The 17,040-nt window shown below is 39.6% G+C and carries 16 protein-coding genes and 2 pseudogenes; 8 read left to right on the plus strand and 10 right to left on the minus strand.

Going from position 1 to position 17,040, the window contains the following annotated elements; genetic code table 11:
* Window positions 1–56: 56 nt before the first annotated feature.
* The 5 genes and pseudogenes from H8A87_RS11895 to H8A87_RS11915 all read right to left on the minus strand — a co-directional run bounded on the left by H8A87_RS11895 (window position 57) and on the right by H8A87_RS11915 (window position 5,784).
* Window positions 57–1,397 carry an MATE family efflux transporter gene (locus tag H8A87_RS11895; protein ID WP_198690176.1) on the minus strand — a complete coding sequence of 447 codons (1,341 nt, stop codon included), beginning with the start codon at window positions 1,395–1,397 and terminating at the stop codon, window positions 57–59.
* A 269-nt stretch (window positions 1,398–1,666) separates the two neighbouring features.
* Window positions 1,667–1,915: pseudogene (locus tag H8A87_RS11900) on the minus strand (TOBE domain-containing protein); the annotation flags it as partial.
* Window positions 1,916–2,229: 314 nt separating this feature from the next.
* The gene (uhpC, locus tag H8A87_RS11905; RefSeq protein WP_198690177.1) at window positions 2,230–3,525 is read right to left on the minus strand and encodes an MFS transporter family glucose-6-phosphate receptor UhpC; all 1,296 of its coding nucleotides are present in this window, start codon (window positions 3,523–3,525) and stop codon (window positions 2,230–2,232) included.
* A 45-nt stretch (window positions 3,526–3,570) separates the two neighbouring features.
* A complete protein-coding gene (locus H8A87_RS11910) occupies window positions 3,571–5,151 on the minus strand; it encodes an MASE1 domain-containing sensor histidine kinase (RefSeq protein WP_198690178.1) in 1,581 nt (526 codons plus the stop codon).
* Window positions 5,152–5,154: 3 nt separating this feature from the next.
* Window positions 5,155–5,784 carry a response regulator transcription factor gene (locus H8A87_RS11915; RefSeq protein WP_198690179.1) on the minus strand — a complete coding sequence of 210 codons (630 nt, stop codon included), beginning with the start codon at window positions 5,782–5,784 and terminating at the stop codon, window positions 5,155–5,157.
* Between the two features lie 413 nt (window positions 5,785–6,197).
* Between H8A87_RS11915 and H8A87_RS11920 the strand changes: the two genes are divergently transcribed.
* Window positions 6,198–6,992, plus strand: a complete 795-nt coding sequence (locus H8A87_RS11920; protein WP_198690180.1) for a hypothetical protein — start codon at window positions 6,198–6,200, stop codon at window positions 6,990–6,992.
* 16 nt (window positions 6,993–7,008) lie between these two features.
* On the opposite strand, the gene H8A87_RS11925 is transcribed toward H8A87_RS11920, so the two are convergent.
* Entirely contained in the window at window positions 7,009–7,332 is a 324-nt protein-coding gene (locus H8A87_RS11925; protein WP_198690181.1) for a hypothetical protein, read from the minus strand.
* 646 nt (window positions 7,333–7,978) lie between these two features.
* Here H8A87_RS11925 and H8A87_RS11930 point away from each other — a divergent pair.
* Entirely contained in the window at window positions 7,979–8,527 is a 549-nt protein-coding gene (locus H8A87_RS11930) for a cysteine hydrolase family protein (RefSeq protein WP_198690182.1), read from the plus strand.
* An 86-nt stretch (window positions 8,528–8,613) separates the two neighbouring features.
* Here H8A87_RS11930 and H8A87_RS19885 read toward each other — a convergent pair.
* The 3 genes and pseudogenes from H8A87_RS19885 to H8A87_RS11945 all read right to left on the minus strand — a co-directional run.
* Window positions 8,614–8,766 (minus strand): annotated as a pseudogene (locus H8A87_RS19885) (adenosylmethionine decarboxylase); the annotation flags it as partial.
* A 6-nt stretch (window positions 8,767–8,772) separates the two neighbouring features.
* A complete protein-coding gene (locus tag H8A87_RS11940; protein ID WP_408646914.1) occupies window positions 8,773–8,913 on the minus strand; it encodes a hypothetical protein in 141 nt (46 codons plus the stop codon).
* A 177-nt stretch (window positions 8,914–9,090) separates the two neighbouring features.
* Window positions 9,091–9,438 carry a YacC family pilotin-like protein gene (locus H8A87_RS11945; protein WP_198690183.1) on the minus strand — a complete coding sequence of 116 codons (348 nt, stop codon included), beginning with the start codon at window positions 9,436–9,438 and terminating at the stop codon, window positions 9,091–9,093.
* A 475-nt stretch (window positions 9,439–9,913) separates the two neighbouring features.
* Between H8A87_RS11945 and H8A87_RS11950 the strand changes: the two genes are divergently transcribed.
* From H8A87_RS11950 to H8A87_RS11965, 4 genes are all read left to right on the plus strand, one after another.
* Window positions 9,914–11,131: a tyrosine-type recombinase/integrase gene (locus H8A87_RS11950; RefSeq protein ID WP_198690184.1), complete on the plus strand. Its 1,218-nt coding sequence runs from the start codon at window positions 9,914–9,916 to the stop codon at window positions 11,129–11,131.
* Window positions 11,132–11,143: 12 nt separating this feature from the next.
* Window positions 11,144–12,127 carry a hypothetical protein gene (locus H8A87_RS11955; RefSeq protein ID WP_198690185.1) on the plus strand — a complete coding sequence of 328 codons (984 nt, stop codon included), beginning with the start codon at window positions 11,144–11,146 and terminating at the stop codon, window positions 12,125–12,127.
* A gap of 144 nt (window positions 12,128–12,271) precedes the next feature.
* Window positions 12,272–12,553, plus strand: a complete 282-nt coding sequence (locus tag H8A87_RS11960; RefSeq protein ID WP_198690186.1) for a helix-turn-helix transcriptional regulator — start codon at window positions 12,272–12,274, stop codon at window positions 12,551–12,553.
* A 154-nt stretch (window positions 12,554–12,707) separates the two neighbouring features.
* Window positions 12,708–13,532 carry an antA/AntB antirepressor family protein gene (locus tag H8A87_RS11965; RefSeq protein WP_198690187.1) on the plus strand — a complete coding sequence of 275 codons (825 nt, stop codon included), beginning with the start codon at window positions 12,708–12,710 and terminating at the stop codon, window positions 13,530–13,532.
* 117 nt (window positions 13,533–13,649) lie between these two features.
* Here H8A87_RS11965 and H8A87_RS11970 read toward each other — a convergent pair whose 3' ends face one another.
* Window positions 13,650–13,832 carry a YlcI/YnfO family protein gene (locus H8A87_RS11970; RefSeq protein WP_099136989.1) on the minus strand — a complete coding sequence of 61 codons (183 nt, stop codon included), beginning with the start codon at window positions 13,830–13,832 and terminating at the stop codon, window positions 13,650–13,652.
* Window positions 13,833–14,071: 239 nt separating this feature from the next.
* On the opposite strand from H8A87_RS11970, the gene H8A87_RS11975 reads away from it, so the two are divergent.
* Window positions 14,072–14,260 (plus strand): hypothetical protein, encoded by a 189-nt coding sequence (locus tag H8A87_RS11975; RefSeq protein ID WP_198690188.1) that lies wholly within the window; start codon window positions 14,072–14,074, stop codon window positions 14,258–14,260.
* Between the two features lie 3 nt (window positions 14,261–14,263).
* Entirely contained in the window at window positions 14,264–16,675 is a 2,412-nt protein-coding gene (locus tag H8A87_RS11980) for a DUF5906 domain-containing protein (RefSeq protein WP_232370203.1), read from the plus strand.
* Window positions 16,676–17,040 lie beyond the last annotated feature (365 nt).

Raw genomic sequence — 17,040 nt, forward strand, 5'->3', positions numbered from 1 at the left:
TACAAATGCCGCAGACAGACTTGCGGCATTTTTTTACGTTTATTTTTACTTTTAAATTAGACATCCAATCGCTTGGTTTGCCACCTTTTGGACTTCCAGCGCCAAGCGTTAATGAGTCCGCGAATCCATTCATCGCAGAAGAACCCAATCCAGATCCCCAAAATTCCCATGCCCATGGTAATTCCCAGAAAATAACCGACAGGAATGGAAATACCCCACATGAAAATCAGCGCAGTGTAGAGAGGGAAGCGGGCATCACCGGAAGCACGCAAGGCATTGACCATCACAATATTGAAGGTACGACCCGGTTCCAAAAAGACGGAAAGTAGGAACAGTGGTAGCAGCAGTTCGATGATCTTCCTATCTTCTGTCATGATATCGAGGAGAGGTTCTCTGAAAATCCAGAAGGGCAAGACGACACCTACCGTGACGATAACACCGATCCGCAGGCTTTTGAGTCCTCGGACATAGGCATCCTCGAAGCGTTTTGCTCCAACAAGATGGCCGACCATAATCTCATTACCAATACTGGTGGAGATACCGAACAGCATAATGAACAGGGACAATTGGAAATACAGCGTTTGCGCAGCCAGAGAAGTTTCACCCATCAGGCCGATAAACGCCTGTGCAGTCATATATTGCAGAATCCACACCAGATTTTCACCGGCGGCCGGCAAGCCGATATGCAGAATCTTGTTCAGCATATTCTTTGACCAGTATACGAGCAATTTAGGCTCAAGCTTGATCTTCAAGCCACAGAACAGCAATCCGCAGAGTAAAATAACCGCAACAGTACGGCCAAACACCGTAGACCACGCCACGCCTTCCAGCCCATATTGAGGTAATCCGAAGAAGCCATACAAAACAACCATATTGCCGACAATCGTGAGCAAATTAGCAATCAGCGTGACATACATGGCAGATTTCGACTTGCCATAAACCCGCAGACAGGCAGCCAGAATAATCGAAATGGCTTCGGGTATCAGACAAATGCCGAGAACATGCAAATAAGCGAACCCATCTTCCATCAGATTTTCGGGCAGGTTCATGATATACAGGATCTTATAACCGAAGAAAACCGTGATCAGTGCACAACTGAAACCCAGCACAAAATTAAAGGCAATAGAGATATGAATCGCCTGACTGGCTTTATCGCGTTTTCCAGATCCCAGATATTGTGCAATGACAACACTGCAACCCACGCTAATAAAATTGAAAATAGTAATAAAGAGATCAAAAACATGATTACCCACCCCCATCGCGGCGAGATAAGCAGAAGAAATATGGCTAACCATGTACGTATTGATTAATAACGTCGCCATATGCAGAAAGATATCAATGAAAATCGGCCAGCTTAATGTGAAAAGCGAGCGATCAACAACATCAGACTGATGCATTGTAAAAACCTATTTATTGAAGTGAAATGAAATGAATGGTCTTTTTGCGTATGACATACCCAGAAAGTGTAGGCGATTCTACAGGGTTTGTTGATGAGTTGATAGGCAGAATGGGGGATTTATCCCTCTGGTTTACTGAAAGATTTTGTTGGATAAAAAACTCCTGCGGCTATCACCGCAGGAGTCTGGGGTTGTGGAATTGTTCTCCAAAAGGAGTCGAACAAACATGGTAAGTTTGGTTATTTTATAGTTAGTTTGTTAACTTCAATCTAACCTTGTGTTTCACCTTCCAAAATAAACATCCCAATCGGGTGAATTTCCAGATAATAATCCTCACCCTCTTTCGGTTGCAGTTGTGTGGCATTAACTTGCAATAATAGTGTTTGCCCATTCCAGTCAACCGTCACTTCATATTGCGCCCCCATATACGCGACATGATTGACTTTGCAACGTTGGCTTTCATTTCCTTGCTGACTTAGAGTAATGGCTTCAGGGCGAACACCGACGGTAATGGATTCTTGCGCTATTGTTCTCATCGACCCCGCCCGTAGGCTGAGAGAGGCTTCATCCAGCGATTTATCAATCTGCCCAAGCCCCGCAATACCAGCCAGAATTCCGACAGGAATGAAAGCCAAAAGATAAGCGATTCCCGGTACCGTACCGGGAACGGCAAAATAATGTCCTTGCTGTCCATAATTTGTGGTTTTACTGATTTATGTAAAAATTAATAAATCAATCTTTTGTTATTGTTTTATTTAAGATGGAAATGTCATGAATGACTTCTCAATATTGGCCTTTATTACTTTACTGGCTTAGAGAGATGATTATTTTATCAAGGGGTCTTACTGTATTTACTGATATCAGACATCAATATTGGCATCAGTAATAATCCCATCACAGCAGCTGCAAGCGTCAGTAAGGCAAACATACCCGTCCAATCGTAGTTGTCGATTATCTGACTTAAAGGCCAACCAGCGATTGCCGCACCAAAATAGGCATACAACCCTAGATATCCAGTTACTGTCCCCGCCGCTTTTTTATGGCAATATTCGGTTGCTGCAAGGCCTATCAGCATTTGTGGACCAAATACAAAAAAACCAATACTGAAAATACAGATAGACAATAACACATAATTGTTGAAGGGAATTAACCAGAGAGCGGTAACAGAAAAGAAAAGGCCGAGCGAAAATAGTAAGATTATTGGTGCACGTTGGCTGCGAAATAGCAAATCTGAACCCCATCCAGAACAGAGGGCACCTAACAATCCTCCTAATTCAAACAGTGAAAGAGTGACATTAGAATTAAGTAAGTTGGCACCGTGTTTTTCTGATAACCAAAGATTTCCCCAATCATGTATTGCTACCCTAATAAAGTACACTAGGATATAGGAGCAGCCAAGAAGCCAAATAGTGCGATTGAATAAAATTGTTTCTTGTAGAATCTTCATCATTGGCATCGGTGGAGATAGTTGCTCTTGCCTTAGTTCCATTGGATCTTGTCGCCAGTTTCCAATGCTCGGTAAATTATGCTCCTGCGGTATTCCCAGTAGCCGCTGGCATAACCAGATTCCCAGTATAATGCTAATTAGACCTGGTAGCAGTAGTGCAGCTCGCCAGCTATAGGTTGTTGTGAGGAATACAGATAGTAGTGTCAGAAGAATTCCACTTATATTTATAGATATATTCCAGCATCCCCACCAAAATCCTCGTTCATTGCGGGAATACCAGTGGGTTAGTAGTCGTGCACAAGGAGGCCAGCCCCATCCTTGAAAGAAGCCATTGAGTGTCCAGACAATCAACAAGGCCGTTAGTGATGAACCGAATGTGAAAATGATATTAAGTATACCAGTTATTAATAATCCAGCCCCCATAAACCAACGATAACCCGTATGGTCATGGAAAATCCCCGATACAAATTTTGAACAGCCATAAGCAAGATAAAATAGGCTAGCTATCCAGCCAATATCATCTTTATCTAGCATTAACTCTACTTGCATTTCAGGCATGGCAACATTCAAACTCTTACGTGTTAGTTGAAACGCAGCATAACCAACAATCATTGATATCAACAGGTGGCTTCGCCAATAGCGATAATTCTGAGAAATCTGTTCATTGCTATTGGATTGCATAATAAGTCTCCATAAAAGTGAATAAATGATAATAAAAGTCTTAGGCTATAGTTTTAGTACGTTAGAAATAATTTTTGATGATTTAATACACTCATCTGAATTTATGGGTAAATTAACAATAACGTGAGTTCCTTGTTGAGTACTTAAGCTCCAATTACCACCGAGTACACGAACTCGTTCTTCAATGCCCGTCAAACCAAACCCTGTGTTTTTCTTATCATCTATGATGCCAATTCCATTATCACTGACTTGGAGTTGAATTAGGTTTTCTTTTTGTTTTAATGTGATAGTAATGGTACTAGCGTTAGCATGTTTACTGATATTATTCAGTAGCTCTTGAACAAGTCGATAAAGAGTTAAAGTGATAGTGCTATTCTTCGGCTCTTGTGGAAGTCGATAATCAAACTGGCAAATAATGTTTTGTTCCTCGAAAGCGAATTCATTTACCAGATGGCGAATGGCCTGTTCAAATGACATTTCATCTAAGGCCGGTGGGCGTAGCTCGCGCAGTAGTTGACGAGTAGATTGATGAATTTGTTGAGATAGATATTTGATCTGTTCTGCTGATTTTATTACCAGTGGTGAGTTTGCTGTACGTTTTACCAAGGTAGACTGGATTTGAATCGCAGTGATATTTTGCCCAATTTCATCATGTAATTCTCTGGCAATATTTTTGCGGATATCCTCTTCAATATGTACTAGATTTTGCATCAAGGTATAGCGTGCAACTAATTCTTTTTCCAATCGTGCACGATAGTGATTCAGATTACTTGCTAGCTGTTGCTGGCGACTAATAGCTATACCAAGTCCGATTCCTAATAAAGCTTGGGTAGTCAAAAATATTTCCAGTTCTTGAAGTTCACTAAATGAGCCACTGGATTGACGAGCAAAGGTCACTATTAAACTTCCCAACAATGCAGAAAAAACACCTCCTTGCCAGCCATAACGATAAGCCATAAAAACATTGGGAATAAAGACCAAAATTGACAAAAGTCCTTCAATTTTAGGTGACAAAAAGAAGTGTCCACTGATCCCCAATAGGCTGAATAGAAAACACCACATCAAAAAAGATGATTGCAGTTGTGGGTAGAGTGAATCGTCTGTAATGCGATTGTTTTTCAAACTTTGTTTGTATAGATAGATATAAACTAGATAAACAAATGGGGATAGAAGAACACCTCCAGTGATTGAGGAGAGAAAAAAAAGATTCGTTTTAGATGATAGTGAAAAACTTAGGCAAAGAGTTTGTAACAGGCTGTTGATAATAACTCCAACTAGCAGGATAGAAAGTTGCTGCCAATAAAGAGAATAGCGTTTCCATATTTGTTGACTCATTAAGACCGTGATCAAACTGATTACAGGGGAAAGTAGTATAGTTGAATTCGTAATAAGTTGTTCGTTATATAACCATGCCAATATACTGGTTTCACTGATAATAAGGAATGGTAAGTAACGCCGCCATAACAGAATCATAAGCACTAGTCTTAATCCTTGTGGCAGCAAAAGTACTGCTTGTTGCCCATCCTCGTGTAAATAAAAACTGATAATCCAAAGTGAAATCCAGGTAATTGAGTAGAAAATAAATATAAATAGAGATTGTAAACCGAAACGTGCTTTCCAATTCATCTATTAACCTGTAATGATTTGATGTTGTAATGCATAATGGACAAGCTCAATAGTGGAATCGCACTGCAGTTTACTAAGAATATTAGCACGATGAACATGTACTGTTTTAGGACTCAGTTCAAGTTGTTCAGCGATTTTTTTTACGCTAAATCCATTGACTAATAGTTTGAAAATTTCCCGTTCTCGTGATGTTAGTATTTGTAATGCTTTAATTTCTTGAGGTTTTTGGCGTAGTGCCTTCATCGCATCGGCACAGAGGTAAATTTCGCCTTTATGGACAGTGCGTACCGCTTGGATCAATTCCTCTGGCCCACAGCACTTCGTTAGATAGCCGCGTGCGCCTGAATCAAGTGCACTTTGTACTAGCGCGGCAGTGTCATAAATACTGAGCATGATAGTACGAAAATCAGGACATTTCGGACGTAGCCGGGCTAGGAGCTGTAGTCCGTTTTCGTCGGGCATGGCAATATCCATGATAACTATATCTATTCTTCTTTTCAGTAGATCTGACCATGCTTCTTTGCTGCTACTGTATTGACCTACGATCATGATATCGTCTTCAAGTGTCAATAATTGAGCAAAACCTGAGCGGACAACAACATGGTCATCAATGAGAACAATTTTTATCTTCATTTTTATTGCATGTTAATTATTATAAATTTATTTATATATCATAATGTTCATAAAATAAAATTCATGCAAATAAATAAACCAAATTTGTTATCTCACTAACAAATTTCATTGTGAATTAACTAAATTATATTATTTTTAATTATTTTTTATCATTATTTTCAGTTGTTATTATCATATGTTTTACATCATAATCATTAATTTTGTTTCTATTGTTTATTTAGTGAGTGTCGATGGATTTTATTATGTTTGATGGTGTTTTTTCATAAAGCAGAACTGATGAATTTAAAAACATAAATTAGGCTGACTTTCAGAATTTTTAATGATTATATGTTACATATTTTTTATATGTTACCTTATAATATTTGGTAAGGTAAAATTTCAATGTTCTATGTAATCCCTTCATAGGAGGAGTTATGCTAAAACGAAATCATTCTTTCAATAGTTACATGCCTACAACGTCATCCAATACATTATCCCGCCGAAGATCATTCAGTGCTTTTCCCCCTGAGGAAATAGTAAGTACCGAGGTGGCTTACAAAAATCCGGGATTGATTAATGGATATATACCCATTGTCAAAGAGGTCAATAAAAAACAAGCTATACAGGGAGTTGAGCAGATTCTGCACTCGTTTCAATCAGAAGGATGGTTTTGTCGAACACTTAAGAGGGTAAGATACGGAGAAACAGCCGATCAGGGGAAAAAGCGCCAAGAAGAAATAGATGCACAAAAATTATGGAAAATACGATACCGTGCTGCAAGAAATATAGCATTGGGTATAGAGAAAATATTAGAAGAATCATCACGTATTCGTAATAATCCTGAGGGGTATGCCTATTTTGTTTGTTATATAGGAAGTATGCCCATTGGTATATTGCTATTAACCTGCTTTTTTTATGATAAAAATGATATTTTTCAAGAGAATGAACCACTTTATCCAGAGGTATCTTTATTGGTTACTCATCCGGGAATTCGGAATTGTTCAACTTTATTGGTAGAACAAGCAGTTAATAAATCTTATGAGATAGGGAGTTTAGGAAACTTAAGGCTTTCAGTAAAAAATGGCAGTGAAATACTTTCTAATGCTGTTTATGCTCGAATGGGATTTATCAAATTAATCGATGATGACATGATGTTGAAACCGGCTGAAAGTAATTTATGGCTCTTCTCACCTAGTTATGGTGGTTATCGATATAAAGGGTATTGTTGAATATAATTTTCAAATATCAAATGTGGTTAATCATTATTTCCTGAAATACTTTTTTAAAAGGACGACAACCCTTATGAATCAGATATAATGCAACAATAAGATAAAAAGTGAGTTTAATTAGTTCAGTTAATAGTTTCTCAAAGGAGGTCACATCTTTTGGAAAGAATAGGAATAAAAACGGGGACATCGCACTATTTGAAGGTATTGCCATACCCGGCGTTATAAAGAGTATCCAGATACTCAATTGATTGATATTATTTAACGATTTTTCAGAGCTAAAGCCGTAAGCTAGTGCGAACCCGATACCCAATAATCCCATTATTATAATTAATAACAGCATATGTTTCATCCTATACAGATTTGCATTAACGTAGATAAATAACAGAATCGAAAAAACAGTGATGGGCAGCATCCTCATGATAAAAAACAGGCTTCTGAATAGGACTAATTTATGCGCTTTTGCGTTCATATAGGGATAAATCCCTGCATAAATCTCAATATTCCAAGACAGTAAACCAGAAATAAATGACTGATAAGCAAATAAATAGGAATATTGATTCATAAATACATTAATAAAGCTACCATTTTCATCAGTAATAGTAAGGAATTATCTAACATTTAGTGAAAATGAGAGCGAATTAAGAATGTTTAGGCTTCCATTGTGGTAACAGAGGTTGGTAACATCAATCATCATTAATCCATAGATTAAAATGTAATCGTTTGAAAATGCTATTTTTTACAAAAAATGAAATTTATAATTTTATTTGTCTATCTGGTTTAATACTTCATTAAAATATAAAGGTTATATAATTGAATGGATTTTTAAAATACTTATTATTACTCTTAATTCTTCTACCATTAAATAATGGTAATTTAAAGGGATTTTATTATATAGAGAATAGGATACACTCATCATTAGATACGATTTATTCTTTTTTAATCTTTGTCAAAAAAATATTATATAAAAAATAAATAAGGCCTTACAGATGAAAGCACTTATTGTAATCGACATGTTGAATGATTTTGTAACAGGTGTTCTCGCTAATGAAGCGAATGCAATGAAAATTATTCCGGTGATCCAGAGGACGATCAATTATGTTAGGAAGCGTCATGATTGGTTAGTGGTGTATGCCAATGATGCGCATCGTGAAAATGATCGAGAAATTGATATTTGGGGAAAACATGCCTTGGTGGGGACATGGGGCGCTAATGTCATCGATGCATTGGCACCCATTGGCCCAGAACGTGAGATTGTTTCTCCCAAGCATTTTTATAGCGCTTTCGATGAGACAGATCTGGACGATGTTTTAAAACAATATGATGTCACAGAAGTTGTTCTGGCGGGGCAGCATACCCATTGCTGTATCCGGCATACTGCCTATAGTGCATTTACTCGAGGTTATGATATCAAGGTATTGTCCGATGCCGTTTGTGCTTTTCCTGGGGTTGATCAAAACGCAGCTCTTGATTATCTGAAAACATTTTATTCTGCTGAAATAATAACAAGTACGGCGTTAGGTGTGCCGTTAGGCTAATGTCAGCTATGCTGGATGAAAGGAAAATCAATGACTGGCAGATGGATATTCTGCCAGTGAAATAGGTTAGATAGGGTACTAAATTATTCTGCTGTGGTATTGAATAAATATTCATTTAGATCAAACTCTTTTAACATCATTTTGGGATGGAAGAGATTTTCCTGAAAAATATTCACATCAATCATATGGTACTGAGATTGGATCTTTTCCGCCACATCATTCTGAATGGAATTAATTTGTTATGGCTATTGATAGCAGAATTCACGCAGCATTCCATTATCGCCCTTTGTGGTTTGTACTCCACCATCAAGCGTCATGATGCGACCTAACTCTGTATTTTCGAAAGTGTTCAGATCTCGATATTTGGTTTTGTCGTGATAAAGCACATTTTCAACTGCGAAATATTAACCAAAATTGGAATGCAATGTTTCATACTAAATTTCTTTTTGTGACATGTTCCGATATTCCTCCATTGTGATGTTCACAGGCATTTGTCGCGCATTATAGCCAACTATAAACTGAGTTGAACCGCGAAATTTACCGATAGAGAAATCTAAAAGGAACTATTTTACATAGGCCAGTAGGCTTAGGGAGCGTCGGGCCAGAGAACGGCATTTAACCTCATGAGGCAGCTTGATTCCCTTCAAATCGTTGTATCCTAACTGATTCAGTTCTTCCATTAACTGACCATCATAGTTACTGAGATCCCATTTGTTACGTTGGGCAAAATAGATAATTGTGCGCCTGATCTCACGATCTGGGATTTGACTATAGCCACAGTCATATTTCAGGTAGATGTAGACTGCTGTCAGATCAGCGAGATCTTCAGCTTCATTTTCAGATAGGGCTTTTGCGGGTTGTGCGAAACCAAACAGAACCAGAATGTACGTGAGTAAGGCAATTTTTTGCATGATTTCTATTATACTGATTTTCTACCGTTTTGCCTAAATTAACATATTAATATCTTTGTTAGTCAAACTTTATTTTCTTAACTTTGTGAAAATTACCATTTTTTCTACCAGTAAAAAATTTAACTGCGTATTCACGAATAGGGTTTGTTCTGATGGCATAGAATGTTATTTTATGCGCTTGGTGAGCTTATGGTATTGAGCGGTGTGTAAATAATCACATCCATTTTTGATTTAATTTGTGATTATTTAAAACTAAATCAACTGGTTATATTGATGAAGAAACATATTGTAGAAGCATAAAACTTTGTGTTTTTCTGCTATCAGACGCTTTCAATTTCATCCTTTTTTATCCTTATATATCAAAAAGATAGACTCATTTTGTGTTTTAGTGTTAATGTCTGTTTTTTGATTGTTACAGTGAACGGTGTATCACTCGGTGTATCACTCAGACAGAGACACTATGGTGAGGTAACGAATGGCAGGGATCAACAAACTCAGTGACAAAAAACTAAAAGCATTGCTGGGTGTTAAAAGGGATTCTCCGGCTATGATTGCCGATGGTGAAGGATTGAGCATTAAGGCTTTCAAAAGTGGACAGTTAAGCTGGGTGTTTGTATATCGCCGAGGTGGGCGTGGTAGTCGCTTAGAGCGTCTCACTTTAGGTCGTTACCCTGATATGTCACTAAAAGTAGCAAGAGAAAAACGTGAACAGTGCAGAAGGTGGCTAGCTGAAGGTTTCGATCCAAGGATGGAGTTAGAACTGAGCATAGAAGAAACATTAAAGCCTGTGACTGTTAAAGATGCTTTGGAATATTGGTTAGTGCACTATGCGCGCACAAAAAGAACAGATGAAGAACTCGCAAGAGCGCAGCTAAGAAAACATATTTACTCCCGATTGGGTCATTATCCTCTTGCACGATGTGAAACCCGCCACTGGGTAGCTTGTTTTGACGAAATAAATAAAACGCAACCTATGACAGCCGGACGGATGTTTCAGATTTCAAAACAAGCACTCAGATTTTGTAAGGTGCGTCGTTATGCCATCAGTGATGCTTTAGCTATTCTCACTATTCAGGATGTAGGGCAGCCGGCAGGACAACGCGACCGCGTTCTGTCTGATTCTGAATTAGCGGATGTTTGGCGCTGTACTTATAGCAATGATCAACAGCCTTATTATTCAAGGCTATTAAAAATATTGGTTTTGTTTGGTGCCCGCACGATTGAAGCGAGGCTTTCTTGCTGGTCTAAATGGGATTTTGCATCATGGATATGGACGGTGCCTAAAGAACACAGCAAAACCCGTGAAAAAATAGTGCGCTCAATTCCTGAAGGAATTCGCCCTTGGTTGATTGAGTTAAAAAAAGAAACAAGTAAATCAGGATTATTGCTAGGCGAAGATCGAACTCGTGCGTCAGTATCATTAAAAGGGCGCAGGCTGTACAAAGATTTTAATCACTCAAAACCTTGGACATTGCACGATTTGCGCCGAACATTCTCGACAGGGCTAAATAACATCGGCATAGCACCTCACATTGTTGAGTTACTACTGGGACACACCTTGCCGGGAGTAATGGCTATCTACAATAAAAGCCAATACCTACCAGAGAAGTTAGACGCCTTAAATAAATGGTACGATCGATTGGATGTATTGGCGGGTAATTATGAGAATGTGGTTATATTAAAGGCAAAATAATAAAGGTATCTTATGGCTGAGATAAAAATACCATTTAAATATTGTAGGATTGAACGAGCGGCTAATTTTCTGAACTGTGAAGTATCAGATCTGATTAACGCTGGTGTGAATGGGAAGTTATCATTATGTCTAAAATTGAATAATGTGCAAGGGATGTTATTGGCATCATCTCCATATGAAAAAATGAATAAGTGGGTTGATTTGTTATCTTTTGGAGGAACAATTGCCAATAATCTTGTAAAAAACTTAACACCTTACTCTTTTTATAAATTTGATAATATTTATATTCAAGATAATGGCGAGGCTGCTGTTTATCCATACTTTAATGGTGATGAGAGTAATAATGGTGTAATAGAAAATCATTCTTGTGCAATCGGGAGAGCTTATGGCTTATGGAGAATAAACAGATCCTTAGAAGATATTGAGAATAATGGCATTGCTTATATTGATGGAACAGAGTTTACACCTTGCTCACCGACAAAATATATGCCAAATATGCAATTTGTCATGGATGAAAATCTCTCTACTAAGGTTTACGCATTAGAAGATAATGGTGATTTTGATGGGATTATAGATCGTGATAATTTTGAAAAAATTGCTATAACCCATGCAGATTTATGGATTACAGATATTGATATAAAACGTATTATTGAAAAGGAATATGATTTAAATTCCCTCGATATCGTACAACATTATGATGTTCTTATTGATAAAAAAGACAATGATAAAATTAAAGAACCACATCATACAGCAGAAAGGCATGCTAAGAATAGAGAACAAGTATTAATGGCTGCAATGCGGTTTAGAGAAGATTGTCCAACTGTATTTGATCAAGAGTGCCGAAAAGCAGATGGTTCAATAAATTTTGCTGCATGGGCGAGAGAAATTATCAGCCGACCTTTTTTATTTCCCAATCATGAATTGACAATCAAGACTGAAGATAAAATTGCAACAATTTTGAGTAATGCACATAAATCCCCTAATGACAGGAAGTAACCCGTTGTAACTCATACAAAGGGTTGTGTAACCATACAACCCCCTTTCTATATTAACTCATCCCGCTATAAGCCTTACAACGGGATGAATGTATTTGATTGAAACTCTAGAATACTTCTGACAATACAAGAAAGGAGGATCTGGATGTCAAATCAATATCACACACCTACACCAGAAGAACGCCGTACTATCTTGATGGAATATGGGGAACAATACGATCGCCTTGTTCGGGAAAAAGAACGCCAACATATTACATCTATCTCTCGAACGACTGCATGGTGTTTGGAAAAAGAAGGGCGTTTTCCCGCCCGTAAACCTTTGGGACGTAATTCCTGTGCCTGGCTTCTGAGTGATTTGTTGTATTGGGTTCGTAACCTGCCAGCAGTAGATAATGTTAATAATCCATATAGCAGGAAATCGGCTTAGCATGGTTAATCTGCAAATGCACGCAAATGATCTTGTTTTGTAGATAAGTTCTCGGTGAATTCAGTTTTGCGTGTATTTGCGTGAAATGTTTTGCAGACTGATAACGTTGTCGCGACGGCTTACTATTAAATTTAAATAAACAGGAAAAAGAATAATGAAATCAAACATGGTTAATAACCGTGGTGGGCACTCTTACGCCAAAAATCAGGAAATTAAACAATTCTCAGAAATGCTTCCCGTATCGATTAATAATATTGGTGGTAAAGAAATACAGGCAATTAGCGCGAAAAAACTATATGAATATCTGAAAGTCAGACGAGATTTTACAACGTGGCTCAAAGACAGAATTAAGAAATATGGTTTTGTAGAAGGTACTGATTATATTGTTCTCGACGGTTTGATCACACCAAAACAAGGAAGTGTAAATAATACACAGTTTTCCCCAAAACAGGGGAAAACCTCTAAAGGTGGTCGCCCCGGCTCAGATTATATTATCAGCCTGAATATGGCTAAAGAGTTGTCGATGGTTGAGCGTAATGAACAGGGCAAAGCGGCACGACTCTATTTTATTGAGTGTGAACAAGCCTTACAGCGTATCGCTCCCAAAGTAACACAACAGCTAAGGCACAAATTGCAGGCACGCATCAAAGCAGCTAATTACCACAAACCAATGTGTGCTGCATTGGAGCTGGCAAGAGCCGAGTTAGGGAAAAAGACAGATAACCGGCATTACAGCACAGAAAGTAATATGTTGAATCGTATGGTTTTAGGGGGAGTGACTGCTAAACAATGGGCTAAGGCAAATAATATTGTTGGTCAACCTCGTGACTGTATGAGCCAGTTGCAACTTGAGCATCTTTCTTATCTGGAACAATCAAATATCACGTTGATTGAGTTAGGCTTTGGTTATCACGAACGGAAAGCCAAATTAACCGAGTTCTCTCAACGTTGGCTGGCTAAACGTATGGACGCTAAATAACGGTCTGAATAGTGCGAATTGCCGAGGGCAATTCGCCTCCTGATATAAAACAGGCAGTGTGAAGAAGACTATCTTCTGTGATGACTCATATCTTATTTATATTATGAATCAAATAATTCAACCTTTTGGCTCAATACCTAACTTACGCAATCTTTCCCGGCAGGCATCTTTAACCCAGGCACTGAAATTACCACTACCTGCAATGGATTCGATTTGTACAAGTAGCTCATCTTCAAAACGAATATTTTTTTTTGTGCTGCCTGATCTCTCGAATGGTTTTTTAGTCTTGTTGTCTTGCATTGGTGTGTACCAGTGTGTTAGGGTGAATAGTGTCGGTACGTACCAATATAAAGTAATTAAGTACGCATATCTACAAAAAGCAACGCCCCGAAGTGCGGCAAACACTATCGAGGCGTCTAACCAACAACCGTTAATTCAGGTAACGATGATGGCTGACATACAGCATACCCAAACTCGCCTTAAATTTACATGCCTTGATGTATTTGTTGTCCCCGAAACTCGCTTTCAGGAGGTGCATTATGCGTAAGCAGCCTGTTTCTCTGGCTCAAGCTATGCACCAATCTGGTCTGGCTACCTCTTTATTTTACGTCATTCTCGAAAAAGCCAAAGATGAGTGTTCAATCGACTTAAATAACCTGATTGCGCTGGCATGTGATATCAATCAGGAAATTTATCATGCGCTTCAGGCGACGGTTTATAAGGAATGAATCATGAGTCACACATCTTTATATGGATCTAACATCCGTCAAAAACCGCTCGATCTTATCCAGACTGTAAAAGAATCCGCGATGTGCCATTGGGAAAGTCTGCTGCCCGCTTGTGGCGTTGACGTTCCGGCAAAGGGTAAACATGGCGCTTGTCCTATCTGTGGAGGTACTGACCGTTTCCACTTTATTGATGATCACCATAACGGCAACTGGTATTGCCGCCAATGTGACGAGCCAAAATATGGCGATGGGCTGGATTTAGTCGCAAGAACCAAAGGGATCTCCATCACTGAGGCGGCAAAAGTTATTGCTGACGTGCTGGCGTTGCCTTTGCCAGAACTCAAGCCAGCCAAAGAAACCATTTACAAAACACAGCCGATTGCTGAAAAAGTGGCAGCATTGATGGCTAAATCTGTCACAGGACATTCCCAATATCTGACCACAAAGGGACTGCAATGCCCCAATCAGCGATTGCTTGAAGACGGTTCTTTGCTACTGATTTTGCAAAGTACCGAAGGCGGAGTTACCGGAGCGCAGCTTATCAGGCCGGATGGCGAGAAAAAATTGCTATTCGGCAGCCAAAAGAAGGGGTCGTTTATTCCTCTGTCAGCACTGGAAGAACAACCGGACACGGTATTGATTACAGAGGGCTACGCCACCGCGCTGACGGTCAGTCAGTTATATAACGGTCTGGTTCTGGCCGCACTGGATGAGGGAAATTTATTTCCTGTTGCCAAAGCCGTTCGGGAACGTTGGCCGGACGCAAAAATCATCATTGCAGCAGATAAAGACTGGTACGAACCGGGCGAGCTGGGTAAAGACGGCAAACCCAAAAAGAATGTCGGCAAGATCTCGGCAGAAAGAGCCGCCCTTGCGGTGGATGGTTGGGTCACATTACCACCGGGTAATATCAAAGCTGACTGGGACGATTATCGCCAACAAAACGGTGTAGACATGGCAAAACAGGCGTTTTATCAGGGGCTTTATCAGCCGGAGTCAGTGAAAGAAAAACCAATAAATAAACCGAAAAATGAGAAATCCGTTAAACCGACATTATGCCAGATGGGAGCCAGTCAGCGCGGGGAAGTTTTACTTGAACGCTATGCTGGTGATTTGGCATTGGACGGTACTTCGGAAATGGTTCATCACTATGACGGTATTGTTTGGCGGCCGGTCAGTGATCGCGACTTACAGCGGGAAATGGTCGCTGCTTTTATTGAGGTAAAAGCGCCCTATTCTCCCAACGGGATTCGTTCGGCTGTAGATGCCCTGAAATTACAGCTTCCCATGATGCTACCGCCAGAACGTCATTTAATCGGGTTCAGTAATGGGGTGTTTGACCTGAAAACGTGCCAATTCCGGCCTCATAGCAAAAATGACTGGTTGCTGCTTGCCAGTGATGTGGTGTTCAAAACCTCTGTTTCGGGGGGAAACATGAAAGATCATGCTCCGTATTTTTGGCGTTGGCTCAATCGAGCAGTAGCCAATTGTGAGAATAAGTCAGATCGGGTATTGGCAGCGCTGTTCATGGTTCTGGCGAACCGCTACGACTGGCAGTTTTTTCTGGAAGTGACTGGAGCCGGAGGCAGTGGCAAAAGTATCTTTGCTGAAATCTGTACTATGCTGGCAGGCAAAGGGAATACGGTATCAGCAAACATGTCTGCACTGGAAAACGCACGGGACAGGGCACTGATTGTGGGCTACTCACTCATCATTTTGCCTGATCAAACTCGCTATGTAGGTGATGGTTCAGGCATTAAAGCAATTACGGGTGGGGATGAAGTTTCCATCGACCCTAAGCATAAGCAGCCCTATTCAACTCGTATTCCTGCTGTGGTGCTGGCAGTGAACAATAACGCCATGAGTTTCAGTGATCGTAGTGGCGGGGTGTCACGGCGTCGGGTGATTTTCAACTTTTCCGAAGTGGTGCCGGAACATGAACGCGATCCCTTTCTGCGAGACAAAATAGCGGCGGAATTACCCGTAATTATCCAGCACTTATTTCATCGATTTGCTGACTCGAAAGAAGCAAAGCGTTTACTCGCAGAGCAACAAAAATCCGAAGAAGCGCTAGATATCAAACGTGGCACAGATTCCTTAGTGGATTTTTGCGGTTATCTGATGGTTTCCAGTGAAGCCGACGGCATGTTAATCGGCAATGCGGAAATTCTGCCGTTCAATCCCCGTAAATACCTTTATCACGCCTACCTTGCTTATATGAAAGGCAACAACCTGAATAAACCGGTTTCCGTGACCCGGTTCGGTATGGATATGCCGGGTGCACTGGCCGAATACAGCCAGCATTACCTACGCAAGAAAAGTAAACAGGGCATTCGCAGTAATCTCAGTTTGAATATCGAAGACGCCAATGAATGGCTGCCGAAATTGACAAGGGAAGGCCAGCCAACAGAATAATTTCTTTCATCTTTTGTAAATATTAAAAAAACATAAAAAAGTGTTCACCACTGTTCACTCTGCCATTAAAACCATAAATATCAATCTATTGAAGGGTGAGCAGTTATTTTTAAACTGTTCACAAGTCTTCACACTGTTCACCTTTTTCTTGTTTTTGGTGAAGGATTGGGTGAACAGGGATGATGAGTCTGATTTCAAGCTATCACCATTTAACCTAATGTATTTAAAAGATAATATGGCAAGGTGAACAGGGTGAACAGTTTTACCCATAATTCTGTAATAGGGAGGGGGTAAATAAAAAGGGTTTTCCTGGCTGGATTGGTGTTTTTTAGGCTCTCCATGTTACCGGGTTAATGTATTAGCCC

The organism is Xenorhabdus lircayensis (genome assembly GCF_016306625.1).
GTDB classification, from domain to species: Bacteria; Pseudomonadota; Gammaproteobacteria; order Enterobacterales; family Enterobacteriaceae; genus Xenorhabdus; species Xenorhabdus lircayensis.